The organism is Pseudomonas sp., assembly GCF_048265905.1.
GTDB lineage: Bacteria > Pseudomonadota > Gammaproteobacteria > Pseudomonadales > Pseudomonadaceae > Aquipseudomonas.
Genome location: NZ_JBLXAP010000001.1, coordinates 298,021 through 313,477 on the forward strand (window position 1 = coordinate 298,021; position 15,457 = coordinate 313,477).

Annotated in this window: 17 protein-coding genes; 13 read left to right on the plus strand and 4 right to left on the minus strand. The window is 54.5% G+C overall.

From position 1 onward, the window contains the following. Nucleotides 1–51: 51 nt before the first annotated feature. The 7 genes from ACN0UH_RS01415 (at nucleotide 52) to ACN0UH_RS01445 (ending at nucleotide 4,681) form a co-directional block, all read left to right on the plus strand. Complete coding sequence (locus ACN0UH_RS01415) at nucleotides 52–621, plus strand: antibiotic biosynthesis monooxygenase (protein ID WP_417660377.1); 570 nt, start codon at nucleotides 52–54, stop codon at nucleotides 619–621. Nucleotides 622–904: 283 nt separating this feature from the next. Then, nucleotides 905–1,990, plus strand: coding sequence for an alpha/beta fold hydrolase (locus tag ACN0UH_RS01420; RefSeq protein ID WP_417660378.1), 1,086 nt, complete (start codon nucleotides 905–907; stop codon nucleotides 1,988–1,990). A 248-nt stretch (nucleotides 1,991–2,238) separates the two neighbouring features. Next, a complete protein-coding gene (gene folM / locus ACN0UH_RS01425) occupies nucleotides 2,239–2,949 on the plus strand; it encodes a dihydromonapterin reductase (RefSeq protein WP_417660379.1) in 711 nt (236 codons plus the stop codon). A 22-nt stretch (nucleotides 2,950–2,971) separates the two neighbouring features. After that, nucleotides 2,972–3,532, plus strand: coding sequence for a GTP cyclohydrolase I FolE (gene folE / locus ACN0UH_RS01430; protein WP_417660380.1), 561 nt, complete (start codon nucleotides 2,972–2,974; stop codon nucleotides 3,530–3,532). Nucleotides 3,533–3,534: 2 nt separating this feature from the next. Continuing rightward, a complete protein-coding gene (gene folX, locus ACN0UH_RS01435; protein ID WP_010486395.1) occupies nucleotides 3,535–3,906 on the plus strand; it encodes a dihydroneopterin triphosphate 2'-epimerase in 372 nt (123 codons plus the stop codon). A gap of 131 nt (nucleotides 3,907–4,037) precedes the next feature. After that, nucleotides 4,038–4,334: a DUF1244 domain-containing protein gene (locus ACN0UH_RS01440; protein ID WP_417660381.1), complete on the plus strand. Its 297-nt coding sequence runs from the start codon at nucleotides 4,038–4,040 to the stop codon at nucleotides 4,332–4,334. Between the two features lie 5 nt (nucleotides 4,335–4,339). Continuing rightward, nucleotides 4,340–4,681 carry a HopJ type III effector protein gene (locus ACN0UH_RS01445; RefSeq protein WP_417660382.1) on the plus strand — a complete coding sequence of 114 codons (342 nt, stop codon included), beginning with the start codon at nucleotides 4,340–4,342 and terminating at the stop codon, nucleotides 4,679–4,681. Nucleotides 4,682–4,746: 65 nt separating this feature from the next. Here ACN0UH_RS01445 and trxB read toward each other — a convergent pair whose 3' ends face one another. Beyond that, nucleotides 4,747–5,694 (minus strand): thioredoxin-disulfide reductase, encoded by a 948-nt coding sequence (gene trxB, locus ACN0UH_RS01450; protein ID WP_417660383.1) that lies wholly within the window; start codon nucleotides 5,692–5,694, stop codon nucleotides 4,747–4,749. Nucleotides 5,695–5,962: 268 nt separating this feature from the next. Between trxB and cysZ the strand changes: the two genes are divergently transcribed. Next, nucleotides 5,963–6,724, plus strand: a complete 762-nt coding sequence (cysZ, locus tag ACN0UH_RS01455) for a sulfate transporter CysZ (protein ID WP_417660384.1) — start codon at nucleotides 5,963–5,965, stop codon at nucleotides 6,722–6,724. A 29-nt stretch (nucleotides 6,725–6,753) separates the two neighbouring features. After that, complete coding sequence (locus ACN0UH_RS01460; RefSeq protein WP_417660385.1) at nucleotides 6,754–7,956, plus strand: glycosyltransferase family 4 protein; 1,203 nt, start codon at nucleotides 6,754–6,756, stop codon at nucleotides 7,954–7,956. 103 nt (nucleotides 7,957–8,059) lie between these two features. On the opposite strand, the gene ACN0UH_RS01465 is transcribed toward ACN0UH_RS01460, so the two are convergent. From ACN0UH_RS01465 to ACN0UH_RS01475, 3 genes are all read right to left on the minus strand, one after another. Continuing rightward, the gene (locus ACN0UH_RS01465) at nucleotides 8,060–9,163 is read right to left on the minus strand and encodes an NADH:flavin oxidoreductase (RefSeq protein ID WP_417660386.1); all 1,104 of its coding nucleotides are present in this window, start codon (nucleotides 9,161–9,163) and stop codon (nucleotides 8,060–8,062) included. 367 nt (nucleotides 9,164–9,530) lie between these two features. Beyond that, the gene (locus tag ACN0UH_RS01470; RefSeq protein ID WP_087517953.1) at nucleotides 9,531–10,040 is read right to left on the minus strand and encodes a glutathione peroxidase; all 510 of its coding nucleotides are present in this window, start codon (nucleotides 10,038–10,040) and stop codon (nucleotides 9,531–9,533) included. A 148-nt stretch (nucleotides 10,041–10,188) separates the two neighbouring features. Then, nucleotides 10,189–10,674, minus strand: a complete 486-nt coding sequence (locus ACN0UH_RS01475; protein WP_087517954.1) for an FKBP-type peptidyl-prolyl cis-trans isomerase — start codon at nucleotides 10,672–10,674, stop codon at nucleotides 10,189–10,191. Between ACN0UH_RS01475 and ACN0UH_RS01480 the strand changes: the two genes are divergently transcribed. The 4 genes from ACN0UH_RS01480 to ACN0UH_RS01495 all read left to right on the plus strand — a co-directional run bounded on the left by ACN0UH_RS01480 (nucleotide 10,643) and on the right by ACN0UH_RS01495 (nucleotide 15,457). Continuing rightward, complete coding sequence (locus ACN0UH_RS01480; RefSeq protein WP_417660387.1) at nucleotides 10,643–10,990, plus strand: DUF3565 domain-containing protein; 348 nt, start codon at nucleotides 10,643–10,645, stop codon at nucleotides 10,988–10,990. The genes ACN0UH_RS01475 and ACN0UH_RS01480 overlap by 32 nt on opposite strands. Before the next feature lie 19 nt (nucleotides 10,991–11,009). Then, the gene (locus ACN0UH_RS01485) at nucleotides 11,010–12,206 is read left to right on the plus strand and encodes an acetate kinase (RefSeq protein WP_417660388.1); all 1,197 of its coding nucleotides are present in this window, start codon (nucleotides 11,010–11,012) and stop codon (nucleotides 12,204–12,206) included. Between the two features lie 70 nt (nucleotides 12,207–12,276). Then, nucleotides 12,277–14,370, plus strand: coding sequence for a phosphate acetyltransferase (gene pta, locus ACN0UH_RS01490; RefSeq protein ID WP_417660389.1), 2,094 nt, complete (start codon nucleotides 12,277–12,279; stop codon nucleotides 14,368–14,370). Between the two features lie 199 nt (nucleotides 14,371–14,569). Beyond that, a complete protein-coding gene (locus ACN0UH_RS01495) occupies nucleotides 14,570–15,457 on the plus strand; it encodes an acyltransferase (protein ID WP_417660696.1) in 888 nt (295 codons plus the stop codon).

The following is a 15,457-nucleotide window of genomic DNA, read 5'->3' on the forward strand; positions in this document are numbered from 1 at the left end:
ATTGCCTGCACTCATACCCTGAATGCCGGCCCGGCTTAATGGAGATACACAATGTCTGCACAACCTGTCACCTTGATGGTGGCTCGCCGCGTTGCCAGCGGGCGCTATCACGACCTTATCGCCTGGTTACATGAAGGCGAACACCTGGCCACCGACTTTCCCGGCTACTTGGGCTCTGGCGTGTTGGCTCCGCCGCCTTCTGGCGATGAGTTCCAGATTATTTTCCGTTTCGCTGACGAACAAACTCTGGCGTCATGGGAGCATTCCGCTTCACGTACCGCTTGGCTTGCACGCGGCGCCGGTCTGTTTGCCCAACCACAAGAGCAGCGCGCAGTCGGCATCGACTCCTGGTTTGGTGCGGCTCACCGCCAGCCACCTCGCTGGAAACAAAGCGTGGCCATATGGCTGGCATTCTTTCCAGTATCACTGGGTTTCAACCTGCTGTTCGGTGGCTGGCTAAACGACTTTTCCTTGCTTAGCCGAGTGCTGCTCTCGACCTTGGCGCTAACACCGCTGATGACGTATTTGTTTATCCCGCTTTCGACTCGCCTGCTCGCGCCGTGGCTGCATAACCGTAGATCACCCCCGCTGCGCACCCTTGGAACAGCAAGCTCTAGATAACCCGAAACGCGATCTGGAAACGACACCCCAAAACCGGCCGACACCTTTAGCTCAATGGTTTGAGTCATGAGCTAAAGGGCGAAGTGCTGTGACCGGCGTCAGTAGTTTGGGGTTACAAAATCCATGCAAGCACCTCGGAAGGGTCCTATAGACTGCTGTGAAGTCGCTTACATATTGCCTACAGATTTGTCGGCAGGCGGCTCTGCCAGCAACGTAGAACCCTATTCATAGCTCCGCCTTGCAGCCGTGAGCTGATCATTCCGCGTAAATGGACTGTTTCTATATGACCCGCTACTTCTCAAGCAATTTAATGACCACTGCTGCGGCTGTTCTCAGCCTGAGCCTGGCCTCGTTACCCGCCAATGCAGCAACCGCAAGCGAGCCGGCAAAAACGGCGTCAACAACAGTAGCGCCACCGGCTTACGATATAGACCTGACTAACTACCAATATCCCTACCCCGTCAGCTTCTTTGAACTCAGCAGCCAACAACACGCAGGTTCCAATAAGCCGCTGAAAATGGCTTACATGGACGTCCCGCCTGCAGAAGGCAAAAGTAACGGTAAAAACATCGTGCTGATGCACGGTAAAAACTTCAACAGTGCCTATTGGCGTAACACCATCAAAGTGCTGACAAACGCTGGCTATCGAGTAATCGCACCGGACCAGATCAGCTTCGGCAAATCGACCAAACCCATCGCCTACCAATACAGCTTTCAGCAACTGGCGAATAACACCAAGCAACTGCTCGACTCTTTGGGCGTCGAAAAAGCCAGCATACTGGGGCATTCCATGGGCGGAATGCTCGCGACTCGCTTCAGCCTGATGTTCAGTGACTTCACGCAACAGCTGATTCTGGTCAACCCGATTGGCCTTGAAGACTGGAAAACCAAAGTCCCTTACGCCTCAGTCGATGCCATCTATAAATCGACCCTTGCAACCAGCTACGAGCAGGTCAAGCAATACCAGCTCACAAGCTATTACGATAACAAGTGGCAAGCGGGCTATGACGAATGGGTCAATCTTCTTGCAGGCATCACCAGTGATAAAGACTACCCGCGCTTCGCCTGGAATGCGGCGCTGACCGCAGACATGATCTTCACTCAACCGGTGGTATACGAGTTTGGCCAAGTGAGCATGCCGACCTTGCTGATCATTGGCACGCGTGATCGTTCTGCACTTGGCAAGGACCGCGTCAGCGGCGAAGTGAAAGCCTCACTCGGCCGCTATGACCAACTGGGCAAACAGACGGCCAAAGCGATTCCCGACGCAACATTAGTGGAGCTCGATAACGTCGGTCATATGCCGCACATCGAAGCTTTCGATCGTTTCATCAAGCCGCTGGTAAGCTTTTTGGACGAGTCAAAGTAAGCGACTAAATGATGACCTGCTGCACGGCAGGTCATCAACCGTCTGTGTTCAACACTCACCTTTCTCAACTCGACGATCTACCAACGCAGAGCTGAGCCGCTGATCTACAGTTCACACATAAGCCTGCCTGGTTGTACAAGTACAACTGCTGGTATAGCGTTAGGCACGGTTCGTCCGGAGTTCGCATTACGGGCCAGATGCCCAGCTTCAGGTGACTGAACCACCTTAACCTTTAACCTGAGTGAACCATGAGTGCCGACCTCGCCCCGATTTTGATTACTGGCGCCAGTCAACGCATTGGCCTGCACTGCGCCCAACGCCTGCTCGACGAGGGCCAGCCGGTAATTGTCACCTACCGTACTGAGCGCAAAAGCATTGACCACCTGCGCGCGCAGGGTGCCTTGGCAATACTCGCCGATTTCAGTTCAGAGGCCGGTATCCTCGAGTTTATCGACGCACTTAAAAGCCAAGTACAGAGCCTGCGAGCAATCATTCATAATGCCTCGAGCTGGCTGGCTGAGCAGCCAAGCCATGAAGCCGAGACATTTCAGCAAATGGCCAATGTGCACATGTTGGCGCCTTATCTCATCAACCTGCACTGTGCCGCGCTGCTGGAGCAATCATCCTGCGCCGATATCATCCATATCACCGATGATGTGGCACGCAAAGGCAGCGCCAAACATATCGCCTATTGCGCCAGCAAGGCGGGCCTTGAAAGCCTGAGCCTATCCTTTGCCGCCAAATACGCCCCGCAGATCAAGGTCAACAGCATTGCCCCGGCGCTGATCATGTTCAATGCGGGTGATGATCCGGCTTACCGCAGCAAAGCGCTGAACAAGTCGGCACTGGGTATAGAGCCCGGCCCCGATGTGATCTACCAAGCTATCCGCTACTTACTCGATTCGCCGTACACCACGGGCACCACCCTTACCGTAAATGGCGGCCGTCACCTGAAATGAGGCGAGCCTTGAGGACTCTTGAATGAACGATCAACTGTCCGATCAGTATCGTCAGATATTGATCGGCGTGGGTGAGAACCCCGACCGAGAAGGCTTGCTCGACACGCCAAAACGCGCTGCCAAAGCCATGCAATACCTGTGTCACGGCTACACGACAAACCTCGAAGAAGTGGTTAATGGCGCACTCTTTGCCAGCGAGAGTGATGAGGTGGTCATCGTCAAGGATATCGAACTCTACTCCTTGTGCGAGCACCACTTGCTGCCCTTTATTGGCAAGGCGCATGTTGCCTATATTCCGACCGGCAAAGTGCTGGGCCTGTCGAAAATAGCTCGAATAGTCGATATGTATGCGCGCCGCCTGCAAATTCAAGAAAACCTGACTCGACAAATTGCCGAAGCGATACAGGCCGTCACACAAGCCGCGGGGGTTGCGGTTGTCATTGAAGCCCAGCACATGTGCATGATGATGCGCGGTGTCGAAAAGCAGAACTCAGTAATGAGTACTTCTGTCATGCTTGGGGCGTTTCGTGAGTCGTACAATACCCGCCACGAATTTCTGCAATTGATTGGACGGAGTAAGTAACTATGCCGCGACTGGAACCCGGGATGGCGCGGATTCGCGTCAAGGATCTACGCCTGCGCACCTTTATCGGGATCAAAGAAGAAGAGATTAACAACAAACAAGATGTGTTGATCAACCTGACAATTCTCTACCCGGCAGTAGAGGCAGTACGTGATAACGATATCGATCACGCACTGAATTACCGCACCATCACCAAGGCGATCATCCAGCATGTTGAAGACAATCGCTTTGCCTTGCTCGAACGCCTGACCCAGGAAATTCTCGATTTGGTGATGCGCAACGAGGCGGTGCGCTACGCTGAAGTAGAAGTCGACAAGCCTCATGCCCTGCGCTTTGCCGAGTCAGTATCGATCACGCTTGCCGGTCATCGCTAAGCGAATAAATGATGGTGTTGCGCTACGCCACATGGCGGGCATAGCGCGACGACCACCGAGCAAGGATTGCCGCCCGGCTATTAGCCTTTTATTATCGGCCCATTCCTGCCCTGCCCGCCCGGAGCACTGCCATGACTGATCAAGAACGTCTCGAACTCGAAGCTGCTGCTTTCCGTAGCTTGGTACAACATCTACGCAGCCGTCCTGATGTACAAAACATCGACATGATGAACCTGGCCGGATTCTGCCGGAACTGTTTGTCCAAGTGGTTCAAAGCTGCCGCAGATGAAAACGGGATTGCTATTACCCCTGATCAAGCGCGCGAAGAGGTTTACGGCATGCCGTACGCCGACTGGAAAGCCAAATACCAGCAAGAAGCCACAGCCGAACAATTGGCTGCCCTGAACAAGCAAAACAGCAAAGGATAGGTTGCATGAGTGCCCTGCAAGAATTTCGTACACGCCTGAATAGCGACACCTTCAACTTTGCCGAGACCCTGTCATTTATTGCCAGCCACTATCATTACCAGCCCAGCGCTTTCAGCAATGGTGGCGTTGAAAACGCAGCGGGGCAAAACGAGGGATCGTGCAAAACTTTAGGTTTGGCATTACTCGAACAACTGAGCGATGACGAAGCGCTGCGCTGCTTTGGCGAACACTACCGCAGTGTTTTGGCAACGCCGGAAGGTTCAGACCACGCCAACATCCGTGCTTTGATGGTGCATGGTTTAAGCGCTGTTGAGTTTGCGCAACAACCGCTTAGCCGTTCGCTGTAAATACCGGATTTAACTCAACAAAAAGCCCCGCACAATGCAGGGCTTTTTGTTAGCTGACTTAGTAATCAAAGGCCATCAAGGTAGCGTTCAACATCCAACGCAGCCATGCAACCGGCGCCTGCCGAGGTAATCGCCTGACGGTAGATATGGTCTGCCACATCACCCGCTGCAAACACTCCGGGCACGCTGGTCGCAGTGGCATTCCCTTCACGACCGCTCTGAACCACCAAATAGCCATCTTTTAGCTCAAGCTGGCCCTCGAACAACGAGGTATTTGGGGTGTGCCCAATGGCGACAAATAGTCCATCCACCTTCAACTCTGCGTGGCTACCGTCGTTATTGAGCAAACGCACACCGGTAACCCCCATGTCATCGCCAAGCACTTGCTCAACCTGCGCGTTGAGTTTGAGTTCGATCTTGCCTTCGGCAATTCGTGCCTGCAGTTTATCTTGCAGAATCTTTTCAGCGCGGAAGGTTTCACGGCGGTGTACCAACGTCACCTTGTTGGCAATATTGGCCAAATATAGCGCTTCTTCCACTGCGGTATTACCACCACCAACCACCGCAACTTCACGGTTCCGGTAAAAGAAACCATCACAGGTGGCGCAAGCTGAGACGCCCTTGCCCATGAATGCCTCTTCACTCGGCAGGCCCAGATAGCGTGCGCTGGCACCAGTGGCAATGATCAAGGCATCACAGCTGTAAGTTGCGTTGTCACCCACCAGGGTGAACTGCTTGCCGGCAAGGTCAACCGCATTGATGTGGTCAAACACGATCTCGGTTTCAAAACGCTCGGCGTGCTCTTGCATACGCTGCATCAGTGCCGGGCCGGTAAGACCATGTACATCACCCGGCCAGTTATCGACTTCAGTGGTGGTGGTGAGCTGACCGCCCGCCTGCATACCGGTAATCAGCAGCGGCTTGAGGTTAGCCCGAGCTGCGTAAACCGCTGCGCTGTAACCAGCAGGCCCAGAACCCAGGATAATGACGCGTGCGTGACGTGTAGCCGACATAATTGACTCCCACAGGCGCTGAGCCTGACAAAATAAAGCGGGACTACTCGGACACCTAGGGGAAGGTCATGGTCAAAGCAGTAGCCCCAAAACTTAACTGAGGCGAAGATTACTGGGGCTGCGTGATTGATGGAAATTTGCTTTAACAATTCACGGCATAGACCGCGACTATAACTGTGTAAAGACAGCGGGCTAGCGCCTGCCGAAGCTTTCCCCTGCGCGGTAAAGTCGGTAAGGTCTGCACAACTTGTTTTACACGGAAACTCCTATGCCTGCCCCCGTACTATCTGGCCCACAATACCTCAGCGAAGGCCTCAAACTGGTCCTCAGCCCCGGTCTGCGCCTGTTTGTACTCTTGCCGCTGACCATCAACTTGCTGCTGTTTGGCGCTCTGGTGGGCTTTGCCACGCAACAATTCAGTGGCTGGGTCGATACATTTATGCCCAATCTGCCAAGTTGGCTGAGCTTTCTTGAGTACATAATCTGGCCGCTGTTTGTGGTTTTGGTGCTACTGATGATTTTCTTCACCTTCACCATGCTGGCCAATATTATTGCGGCGCCATTCAACGGTTTTCTTGCGGAGAAAGTAGAGGTCGTGGTGCGCGGTGAAGACAACTTCCCACCATTCAGTTGGGGCGAACTGGCCGCAATGGTGCCACGCACGCTGAGCCGCGAAATGCGCAAGCTGGGCTACTTTCTGCCACGGGCGATTGGCCTGTTCGTTTTGTCGTTTATCCCGGTGGTCAATTTAGTTGCCGCACCGCTCTGGCTATTGTTCGGGGTATGGATGATGGCAATTCAGTACATTGACTACCCGGCGGACAACAACAAGATGAGCTGGCAGGACATGCTCGCCTGGTTGCGCGAGAAACGCTGGCAGTCACTCGGTTTTGGAGGAAGTACTTACCTGGCCCTGCTGATCCCCGGCGTTAACCTGGTGATGATGCCTGCGGCCGTAGCAGGTGCCACGTTGTTTTGGGTTCGCGAGCGCGGCGATACTCGGGTAGCGCCCAGCCAAGCACATTCATAATATCGCAATAAATCCGACACATTGACTACATGACAGCAGCCGAAACTGCTGTCATGAACACACCTTTACTGTACATCGCACTAATTACTGAAACCTTCACGCCTGAAATCAACGGCGTGGCCAATACCCTTGAGCGATTGGTTAATGGCTTGCGTGAGCGCGGCCATCAACTACAGCTTATTCGGCCACGGCAAAGCTGCGACCGCGAACGCAAGAGCGATGAGCATTTAGTGCTCACGCGCGGCTGGCCGCTGCCTGGTTATGCCGGGTTGCAGTGGGGCCAGACAGCGCGGCACAAGCTCCTCAGCCGTTGGCGCAAACAACGCCCAGACGTGTTGTACATCGCCACAGAAGGCCCGCTCGGTTGGTCTGCATTGAGCGCAGCCAAACGCTTGAATATCCCCGTGGTCAGTGGCTTTCATACCAACTTCCAACAATACAGCGGGCATTATGGCGCCGCCGTGTTGACGCGGCTGATCACCAATTACCTGCGCTGGTTTCATAACCGCTCACGTATGACTCTGGCCCCAAGTGTCAGCCAGAAAATTGAGCTGGAACGGCGCGGCTTTGAACGCGTTGAACTGCTGTCACGCGGGGTAGACAGTCAATTGTTTAATCCGTCCAAGCGCTCAAACGAGCTCCGCCAGCAATGGGGGCTAGGTGAGTCAGATACGGCGGTGATTCACGTCGGCCGACTGGCTGCAGAAAAAAATCTGCAATTGCTGATAGACACCTTCAAGGCGCTGCAACAGAGCTATCCGCAGCGCAATCTGAAACTGATTCTAGTCGGCGACGGGCCGCAACGTGCAGAACTGCAGGCGCAACTACCCGAGGCGCTATTCTGTGGTGTACAACGCGGTGAACAACTGGCAGCGCATTACGCCTCAGGTGACCTGTTCGTATTCCCCAGCCTGTCCGAGACCTTCGGCAATGTGCTACTTGAAGCTCTGGCCTCTGGGCTCGGAGTAGTCGCTTACGACCAAGCCGCAGCCAGTCAACATATCCGCCATGGGCACAATGGCGCCTTGGCAATGCCGCAGGATCAGCAGGGATTTATCGAGGCAGCCTGCTGGTTGCTTGAAACGCCGGAAAGCCTACGCAGAGTTAGGCTCAACGGCAGACAACACGCTGCCCGTCAAGGCTGGGCGACGATCATCGACCTGTTTGAGCAGCATCTGCGCAACGCACTCACACCGATAGAAGATTTACCCACAGCTCGTACTCAGCCCTGACGCCAGAGCAGGCAACAGCTTAAATCGCAGAGCTAAAAAAGCCCCGATGTGCCGGGGCTAAGGAAAGTGCTCGGCCAGTATGTGGCTGAGCAAACTTTAAAGGTTAAGCGAGGCTCATCAGAGCTTCGCGACTGAACGGTAGAATCTCTTCCTCGCGGCCGTCACGGACTTTCAACGACCAGTCAGGGTCGACAAGCAGTGCACGACCGACTGCAACCAGATCGAACTCCTGATTATTCAAGCGCTCAAGCAGCCCTTCAAGCTTGGCTGGCTGCGCGACCTTGTCAGTGTTGACCATAAACTGCAAAAACTCGCCATCAAGACCAACGCTGCCGACGGTGATGGTCGGTTTGCCGATCAATTTGCGTGTCCAGCCTGCCAGGTTCAACTCTGAGCCTTCAAACTCAGGCTCCCAGAAGCGTCGAGTCGAACAATGGAAGATATCCACGCCAGCTTCTGACAGCGGTTTGAGAAACGCTTCAAGTGCTTGCGGAGTTTCTACCAAGCGCGCGCTGTAGTCTTGCTGTTTCCACTGCGAGAACCGCAAGATGATTGGGAAATCAGCACCCACAGCAGCGCGCACGGCCTGAATCAACTCAATCGCAAAGCGTGAACGCTGAGCGAGGTCACCGCCGTACTCATCGGTGCGCTGGTTGCTGCCTTGCCAAAAGAATTGATCTATCAGATAGCCATGGGCGCCGTGCAATTCGACCCCATCCATTCCGATGCGCTTAGCGTCCGCCGCCGCTTGGGCAAATGCAGCAATGACTTCGCGGATGTCGTCGTGGCTCATGCCGTGGACAACCACTTCACCGTTCTTTACTTTCTCGCACGGGCCATAGCCCGGCACACTCGCATCAGGCTCAGTACCGAGTTTGCGCACGTTGCCTACGTGCCACAACTGCGGAACGATCTTACCGCCTTCGGCATGGACTGCTTCAACCACTTTCTGCCAGCCCGCCAGCGCGTCTTCACCATAGAAACGCGGCACATTCGGGTAACCATTGGCAGCCTTGTGATCAACGGTGGTGCCCTCGGTAATGATCAAACCGACACCGCCCGCAGCACGGCGCCGGTAATACTCGATAACGTCGTTGTTAGGCACACCACCCGGCGAGAATGAACGGGTCATCGGCGCCATCACAACGCGACTCGGCAACGTCAGGCTACCCAAGTTAAACGGCTGAAACAGAGCTTGTGCAGTCATAACTTCTCCAGCAGCACGCCTTGATCGAACTCGACGGAGTGATCGGGCGCAGCGAATTCAATTTCGGTAATTATCAATGCAAGACCGACATTTGGTCAGCGACACTCGATAAGGCAGGCGCCCACCACCAAGTGAATGCATCAATGATTTGAACGCGACAATAGAGCTGAGCAAGCACTATGCCCAGCACTATTGATAGCAGTGATTAAGGTAAAAACATCACTGAACGCGGGTTCACAGCCACGTGACATGCTGCTCCGCGAGGAAACGCAGGCGCGGGTTATAAACACCCTTCTCACCTTGCTTGCCGACAGTCAGCAGCATGAGATGCACTTGCCTAGACAAGCATGATTGCAAATCATGCCAATTACTTGGCGCCTATGGCTTGCTCAGTGATACCCACACTGCTTTCAATCGCGTGAATCAATGCAGGATCTTCCGGCGTCATGCGTGGCGAAAACCGCGCTAACACACGGCCATCAGGGCCGACCAGGAATTTCTCGAAGTTCCAGGTGATATCCCCAGGAAATTCGGCGCCCTCGCCTGCTAGCAAACGGTATAAAGGATGACGCTCTGCACCGTTAACCTCAATCTTGCTGGCGAGTGGAAAGCTCACTCCATAATTGGCAGTGCAGAACTCTTTGATCGCCTCTTCACTGTCTGGCTCTTGCCCGGCGAACTGGTTGCATGGCAAACCCAGCACACTGAAACCGTGATCGCGATATTCCTGGTAGAGCTTCTCGAGGCCAGCATATTGCGGGGTCAAACCGCATTTGGAAGCCACGTTCACCACCAGAACGACCTTGCCCTTAAACGGTGCTAACGGCAATTCCTGGCCGTCTAAAGCCCGCAAAGTTAAATCGTGAAAGGCACTCATGGCTTGCTCCTTGAGCTCACAGCAAATTCCACATGGGACAAAAAAGGCGCCCTTGAGGCGCCCTTTCTTACTCACTTCTAGCTTAGCAGCCAGTCACACTTATAACAGGACCATAAGTCGTTTTGTGTGATCAAACGGCACGCAGCAATTAATGCTGGTGACCGCCTTCGCCGTGCACGTGGCCGTGAGCAACTTCTTCTTCGCTGGCGTCGCGAATGTCAACGATCTTCACTTTGAAGTTCAGACGCTGACCAGCCAGAGGATGGTTGCCGTCGACAATAACGTCGTCGCCTTCAAGCTCACGAATTGTCACGATCTGCATGCTGCCGTCTGGACCGGAAGCGTGGAACTGCATGCCCACTTCCAGTTCATCGACACCTTCAAACATCGAGCGATTCAGCGTAGCCAGCAACTCAGCGCTGTATTCGCCGTAGGCGTCTTCTGGCTCAACCGAAACGTCCAGTTCGTCGCCAACTTTTTTGTCCAGTAGCGCTTTTTCTAGGCCGGCGATGATGTTGCCAGCGCCGTGCAGGTATACCAGCGGTGCGCCGCCAGCGGAACTATCTATCACCTCACCAGCGTCGTTGGTCAGGGTATAGTCGATGGATACGGCCTTATTGGCAGCGATCAGCATGGGGCGGGACCTTTTGCTTATGAATAAAGAACGGACAAGTTTAACCAAGGCCTCGCCCGAAAGCGAACCCGGCCCAGACGGACGGACTGGCAGCATACCCGTGTACTTGCTTGACTTCCGTCAGGACGAGGACGGTCACTGGGTGGCAATATTGTCATGCGGCCACACCCAGCATCTGCGCCATGAGCCGCCATGGCAAAACCGTCAATGGGTGCAAAGCCCTGAACTGCGCAGGGCTCAGTTGGGTCAGCCGTTTGACTGTGGCTGGTGTGCAGCCGCTGCTACGCCACCGAAACCGGATACAGAAACGCCCTGAGAATGCTAAGGAACGCTAAATGCAGGCAAGCAATATATTAGTGATTAATTGCGGCAGCTCGTCGATCAAGTTCGCCTTGGTCAATACGACCGAGCCCGACTTCACCCTTAGTGGCTTGGCTGAACGCCTCGGCAGCGCTGATGCAGCGCTGCACTGGCAGTATCGCGGCAGCAAAGACTCCAAACCAATCGGCAATGCCGTCCACCGTGAGGCACTGGCCGAACTCCTGCCTTTAGTAGAGCGTGCAGCCCAAGGCAAGCTGCTGGGCATTGGTCATCGCGTGGTGCATGGCGGTGAACACTTCACCACCGCCACCTTGATTGACAGCAAAACGCTGCAGGAAATCAAATCCCTGGAGCCGCTCGCACCGTTGCACATCCCGGCTAACGTCCAAGGCATTGAGGCCGCAGCAAAATTATTTCAGCATTTACCTCAGGTTGCCGTTTTCGACACTGCATTCCACCAAAGCCTACCGGAACATGCATTTCGCTACGCTTTGCCTGAAGCCCTCTACCGTGAACACGGCGTGCGGCGCTACGGCTTTCATGGCACCAGCCATCACTATGTCAGCGCGCAAGCAGCAGCCTTCAGTGGCCTTGCTTACGGCGACAGCAGTTGGTTAGTCGCTCACCTGGGCAACGGTTGTTCGACCTGTGCCGTGGTTAATGGTCAAAGCCGCGACACCAGCATGGGATTAACCCCACTGGAAGGCTTGGTAATGGGGACCCGCAGTGGCGATGTCGACCCGAATCTGCACGGCCACCTCGCCAGAACCATGGGCTGGAGTCTTGATGAAATTGATCGCACTCTCAATCAAGACAGCGGTTTGCTTGGCTTGTCAGGCTTGTCGAATGACATGCGCACCCTTGAACAAGCACGCGAACAAGGTCACGTCGGCGCCACGTTGGCAATTGAAGTGTTTTGTTATCGGCTGGCCAAATCGATCGCATCAATCAGCTGCGCACTACCGCGCCTTGATGGTTTGGTCTTTACTGGCGGCATCGGTGAGAACTCCCCGCTGATTCGTAACAAAACAGTTCAACACCTCAGCCTGTTCAACATGCAACTTGACCGCGAAGCCAATGCCTTGTGCATTCGAGGCGTGGCTGGCCCCATTCATACTCCGGGCCATACTCGAGTGCTGGTAATCCCCACCAATGAAGAGCGGCAAATTGCCCTCGATACGCTAGCGTTGTTGAGACAGCACACTGCGTGATTGTGCCGCTGCCTTCTTAACCCAGTACCCGCGCCCGCAAAAGAACATAGGTTTAACCATAGGATTGAGCATGCATACCTTCTTCATTTCGCCCACAGGTTTCGGTGTCGGCCTCACCTCAATCAGCCTTGGCCTGGTTGGCGCGCTGGAGCGCGCGGGGCTCAAGGTCGGGTTCTTCAAGCCCATTGCCCAGCCGCATCAGGGTGACTTGGGCCCTGAGCGTTCCAGTGAATTAATTGCACGCACCCACGGCCTGCACTCACCCAAGCCACTGGAACTCGCCCATGTTGAACGCATGCTTGGCGACGGTCAGCTTGATGAGTTGCTCGAAGAAATAATCAGTTTTTACCAAACTGCTGCCGCTGACAAAGATGTGGTGATTGTCGAAGGTATGGTCCCAACCCGCCAAGCCAGCTATGCCGCACGGGTCAACTTTCACCTTGCTAAAAGCCTCGATGCCGATGTGATTCTGGTGTCTGCACCAGAACAGGAAAGCCTCAGCGAACTATGTGATCGCGTTGAGATTCAGGCTCAGATGTTCGGCGGCCCGAAAGACCCGAAAGTACTCGGCGCGATCCTTAACAAAGTGCGCAGCGAAGACGGTATAGAGGCATTTGCTGCACGCCTTAAAGAACAGTCACCATTGTTTAGACGCGATGATTTTCTGCTGCTCGGCTGCATTCCATGGGAAGAAGAACTCAATGCCCCGCGCACTCGCGATATCGCCGATTTACTTGGCGCGCGCGTACTCAATGCGGGCGATTACGAGCAACGCCGCATGCTCAAGATTGTGCTTTGCGCTCGCGCCGTAGCCAACACGGTGCAACTACTAAAGCCGGGGACGCTGGTGGTGACGCCGGGCGATCGAGACGACATCATTCTTGCCGCCAGCCTGGCCGCCATGAACGGCATGCCGCTAGCCGGTTTACTGTTGTGCAGCGACTTTGCTCCGGACCCGCGCATTGTCGAACTCTGTCGTGGCGCCCTGCAAAGTGGCTTGCCCGTGATGGCGGTGAGCACTGGCTCCTACGACACTGCAACCAACCTCAACCGGCTCAACCGGGAGATCCCAGTCGACGATAAAGAGCGCGCAGAGAAGGTCGCAGACTTTGTCGCCAACCACATCAATCATGAATGGCTGCGCGCGCGCTGTGGCACCGTGCGTGAGCTGCGCATGTCACCACCGGCCTTCCGTTATCAGTTAGTGCAGCGTGCCAAGGCTGCAAACAAGCGTATCGTGCTGCCCGAAGGTAATGAACCAAGAACCATTCAGGCAGCCGCGATCTGCCAAGAGCGCGGTATTGCTCGCTGCGTGCTGCTGGCCAAGCCAGATGAGGTATTGAGCGTGGCCAAGGCGCAAGGCATCGAGTTACCGCCCGGCCTGGAAATTCTGGACCCTGACCTGATTCGTGAGCGCTACGTTGAACCCATGGTCGAGCTGCGTAAAAGTAAAGGCCTGAACGCGCCGATGGCCAGTGCTCAACTTGAAGATAGCGTGGTGCTCGGCACGATGATGCTGGCACTCGATGAGGTCGATGGCTTGGTCTCAGGCGCAGTGCACACCACTGCCAACACCATCCGTCCGGCTCTGCAACTGATCAAAACAGCGCCCGCCTACAAGTTGGTGTCTTCAGTGTTTTTCATGCTTTTGCCGGATCAAGTCGTCGTCTATGGCGACTGCGCGGTAAATCCTGACCCGAGCGCTCCTGAGCTGGCTGAAATCGCGCTACAAAGTGCTTCATCGGCAAGCGCATTCGGCATTCCACCGCGCGTCGCCATGCTCAGCTATTCGACCGGAGATTCTGGCACCGGCGAAGAAGTGGAAAAAGTCCGCGAAGCAACGCGCCTAGCCAAGTTAAGTTCGCCCGACTTACTACTTGACGGCCCTCTGCAATACGATGCGGCGGCAATTGAATCTGTCGGCCGTCAGAAAGCCCCAAACAGCCCGGTTGCCGGACGCGCAACAGTGTTCGTATTCCCCGATCTAAACACAGGTAACACCACCTACAAAGCCGTGCAACGTAGCGCCGACTGCATCAGCGTCGGTCCTATGCTGCAAGGCTTGCGTAAACCGGTAAACGACTTGTCACGCGGTGCGCTGGTAGACGACATTGTCTACACCATTGCACTCACCGCGATACAGGCTGCAAACCTGCCCAAATAAGTTAATTGAATATTATCGCCGGTCGACTTCGACAGAGTCGCTCGGCGATATCCAGTATTTTTTTGCAGTTATTGAACCTGCCATGAGTTGAAGTTCATGCAGTTCGAGTTAACCTGTGCGCAAACCGACCTGTGGTAAAAACTACAGGCTTTGATTGAATCGGGGCGCGCCCCACCTGTTGGAGGCACTTGCCCCCATGCTGAATTTTCTACCTGCATTTTTGCGCGGCATTATTGGCCTGTGCTGTTTAATCCTGAACACGCTGATCTGTTGCGTCCCCTTGTTCATCGTTACCTTTCTCAAAATCTGTTTACCGTTTGCCGCTGCACAGCGCGTGTGTAACTGGATAATGAACTTCATTCATGAGTTCTGGGTGAGCTGCAACAAGGGGTGGATGGATTTAGTTTGCAGTACCCACTGGCGGGTAAATGGCCTTGAAGGCCTGGATTACCAGCACTCTTATTTAGTCACCAGTAACCATCAGAGTTGGGTCGATATTCTGGTACTGCAATACCTGCTCAATCGACGCATTCGCCCGCTAAAATTCTTTCTTAAACAAGAGTTGATCTGGGTGCCGGTGATTGGCCTGTGCTGGTGGGCGCTGGGCTTTCCGTTTATGAAGCGCTACTCCAAAGCCTATCTGGAAAAACATCCGGAAAAGAAAGGCAAAGACCTCGAAACGACACGACGCACTTGCGACAAATTCCGTGCGAACCCGGTCGGCATCTTCAATTTCCTGGAAGGTACACGCTACCACCCAAGCAAGCATGCTGCGCAGCAGTCGCCCTATAAACACTTGCTCAAACCCAAAGCTGGTGGCATCGCTTTCGTGCTCGACGCCATGGGTGACCAACTGCATAGCATCGTCAATGTCACCATCCACTATCCACAAGGCAGCCCCGGCTTCTGGAAGCTGCTCAGCGGAGAGGTCAGAGAGGTGGTGGTTAATATTAAGGAATTAGAAATCCCAGCTGAGTTTATCGGCAAGAACTACGACCAGGATCCAGAATACCGGCAAGCATTCCAACAGTGGATCAATGCGCTGTGGCAACAAAAAGATGCCGAACTGGTGAGCCTGCATCAATAG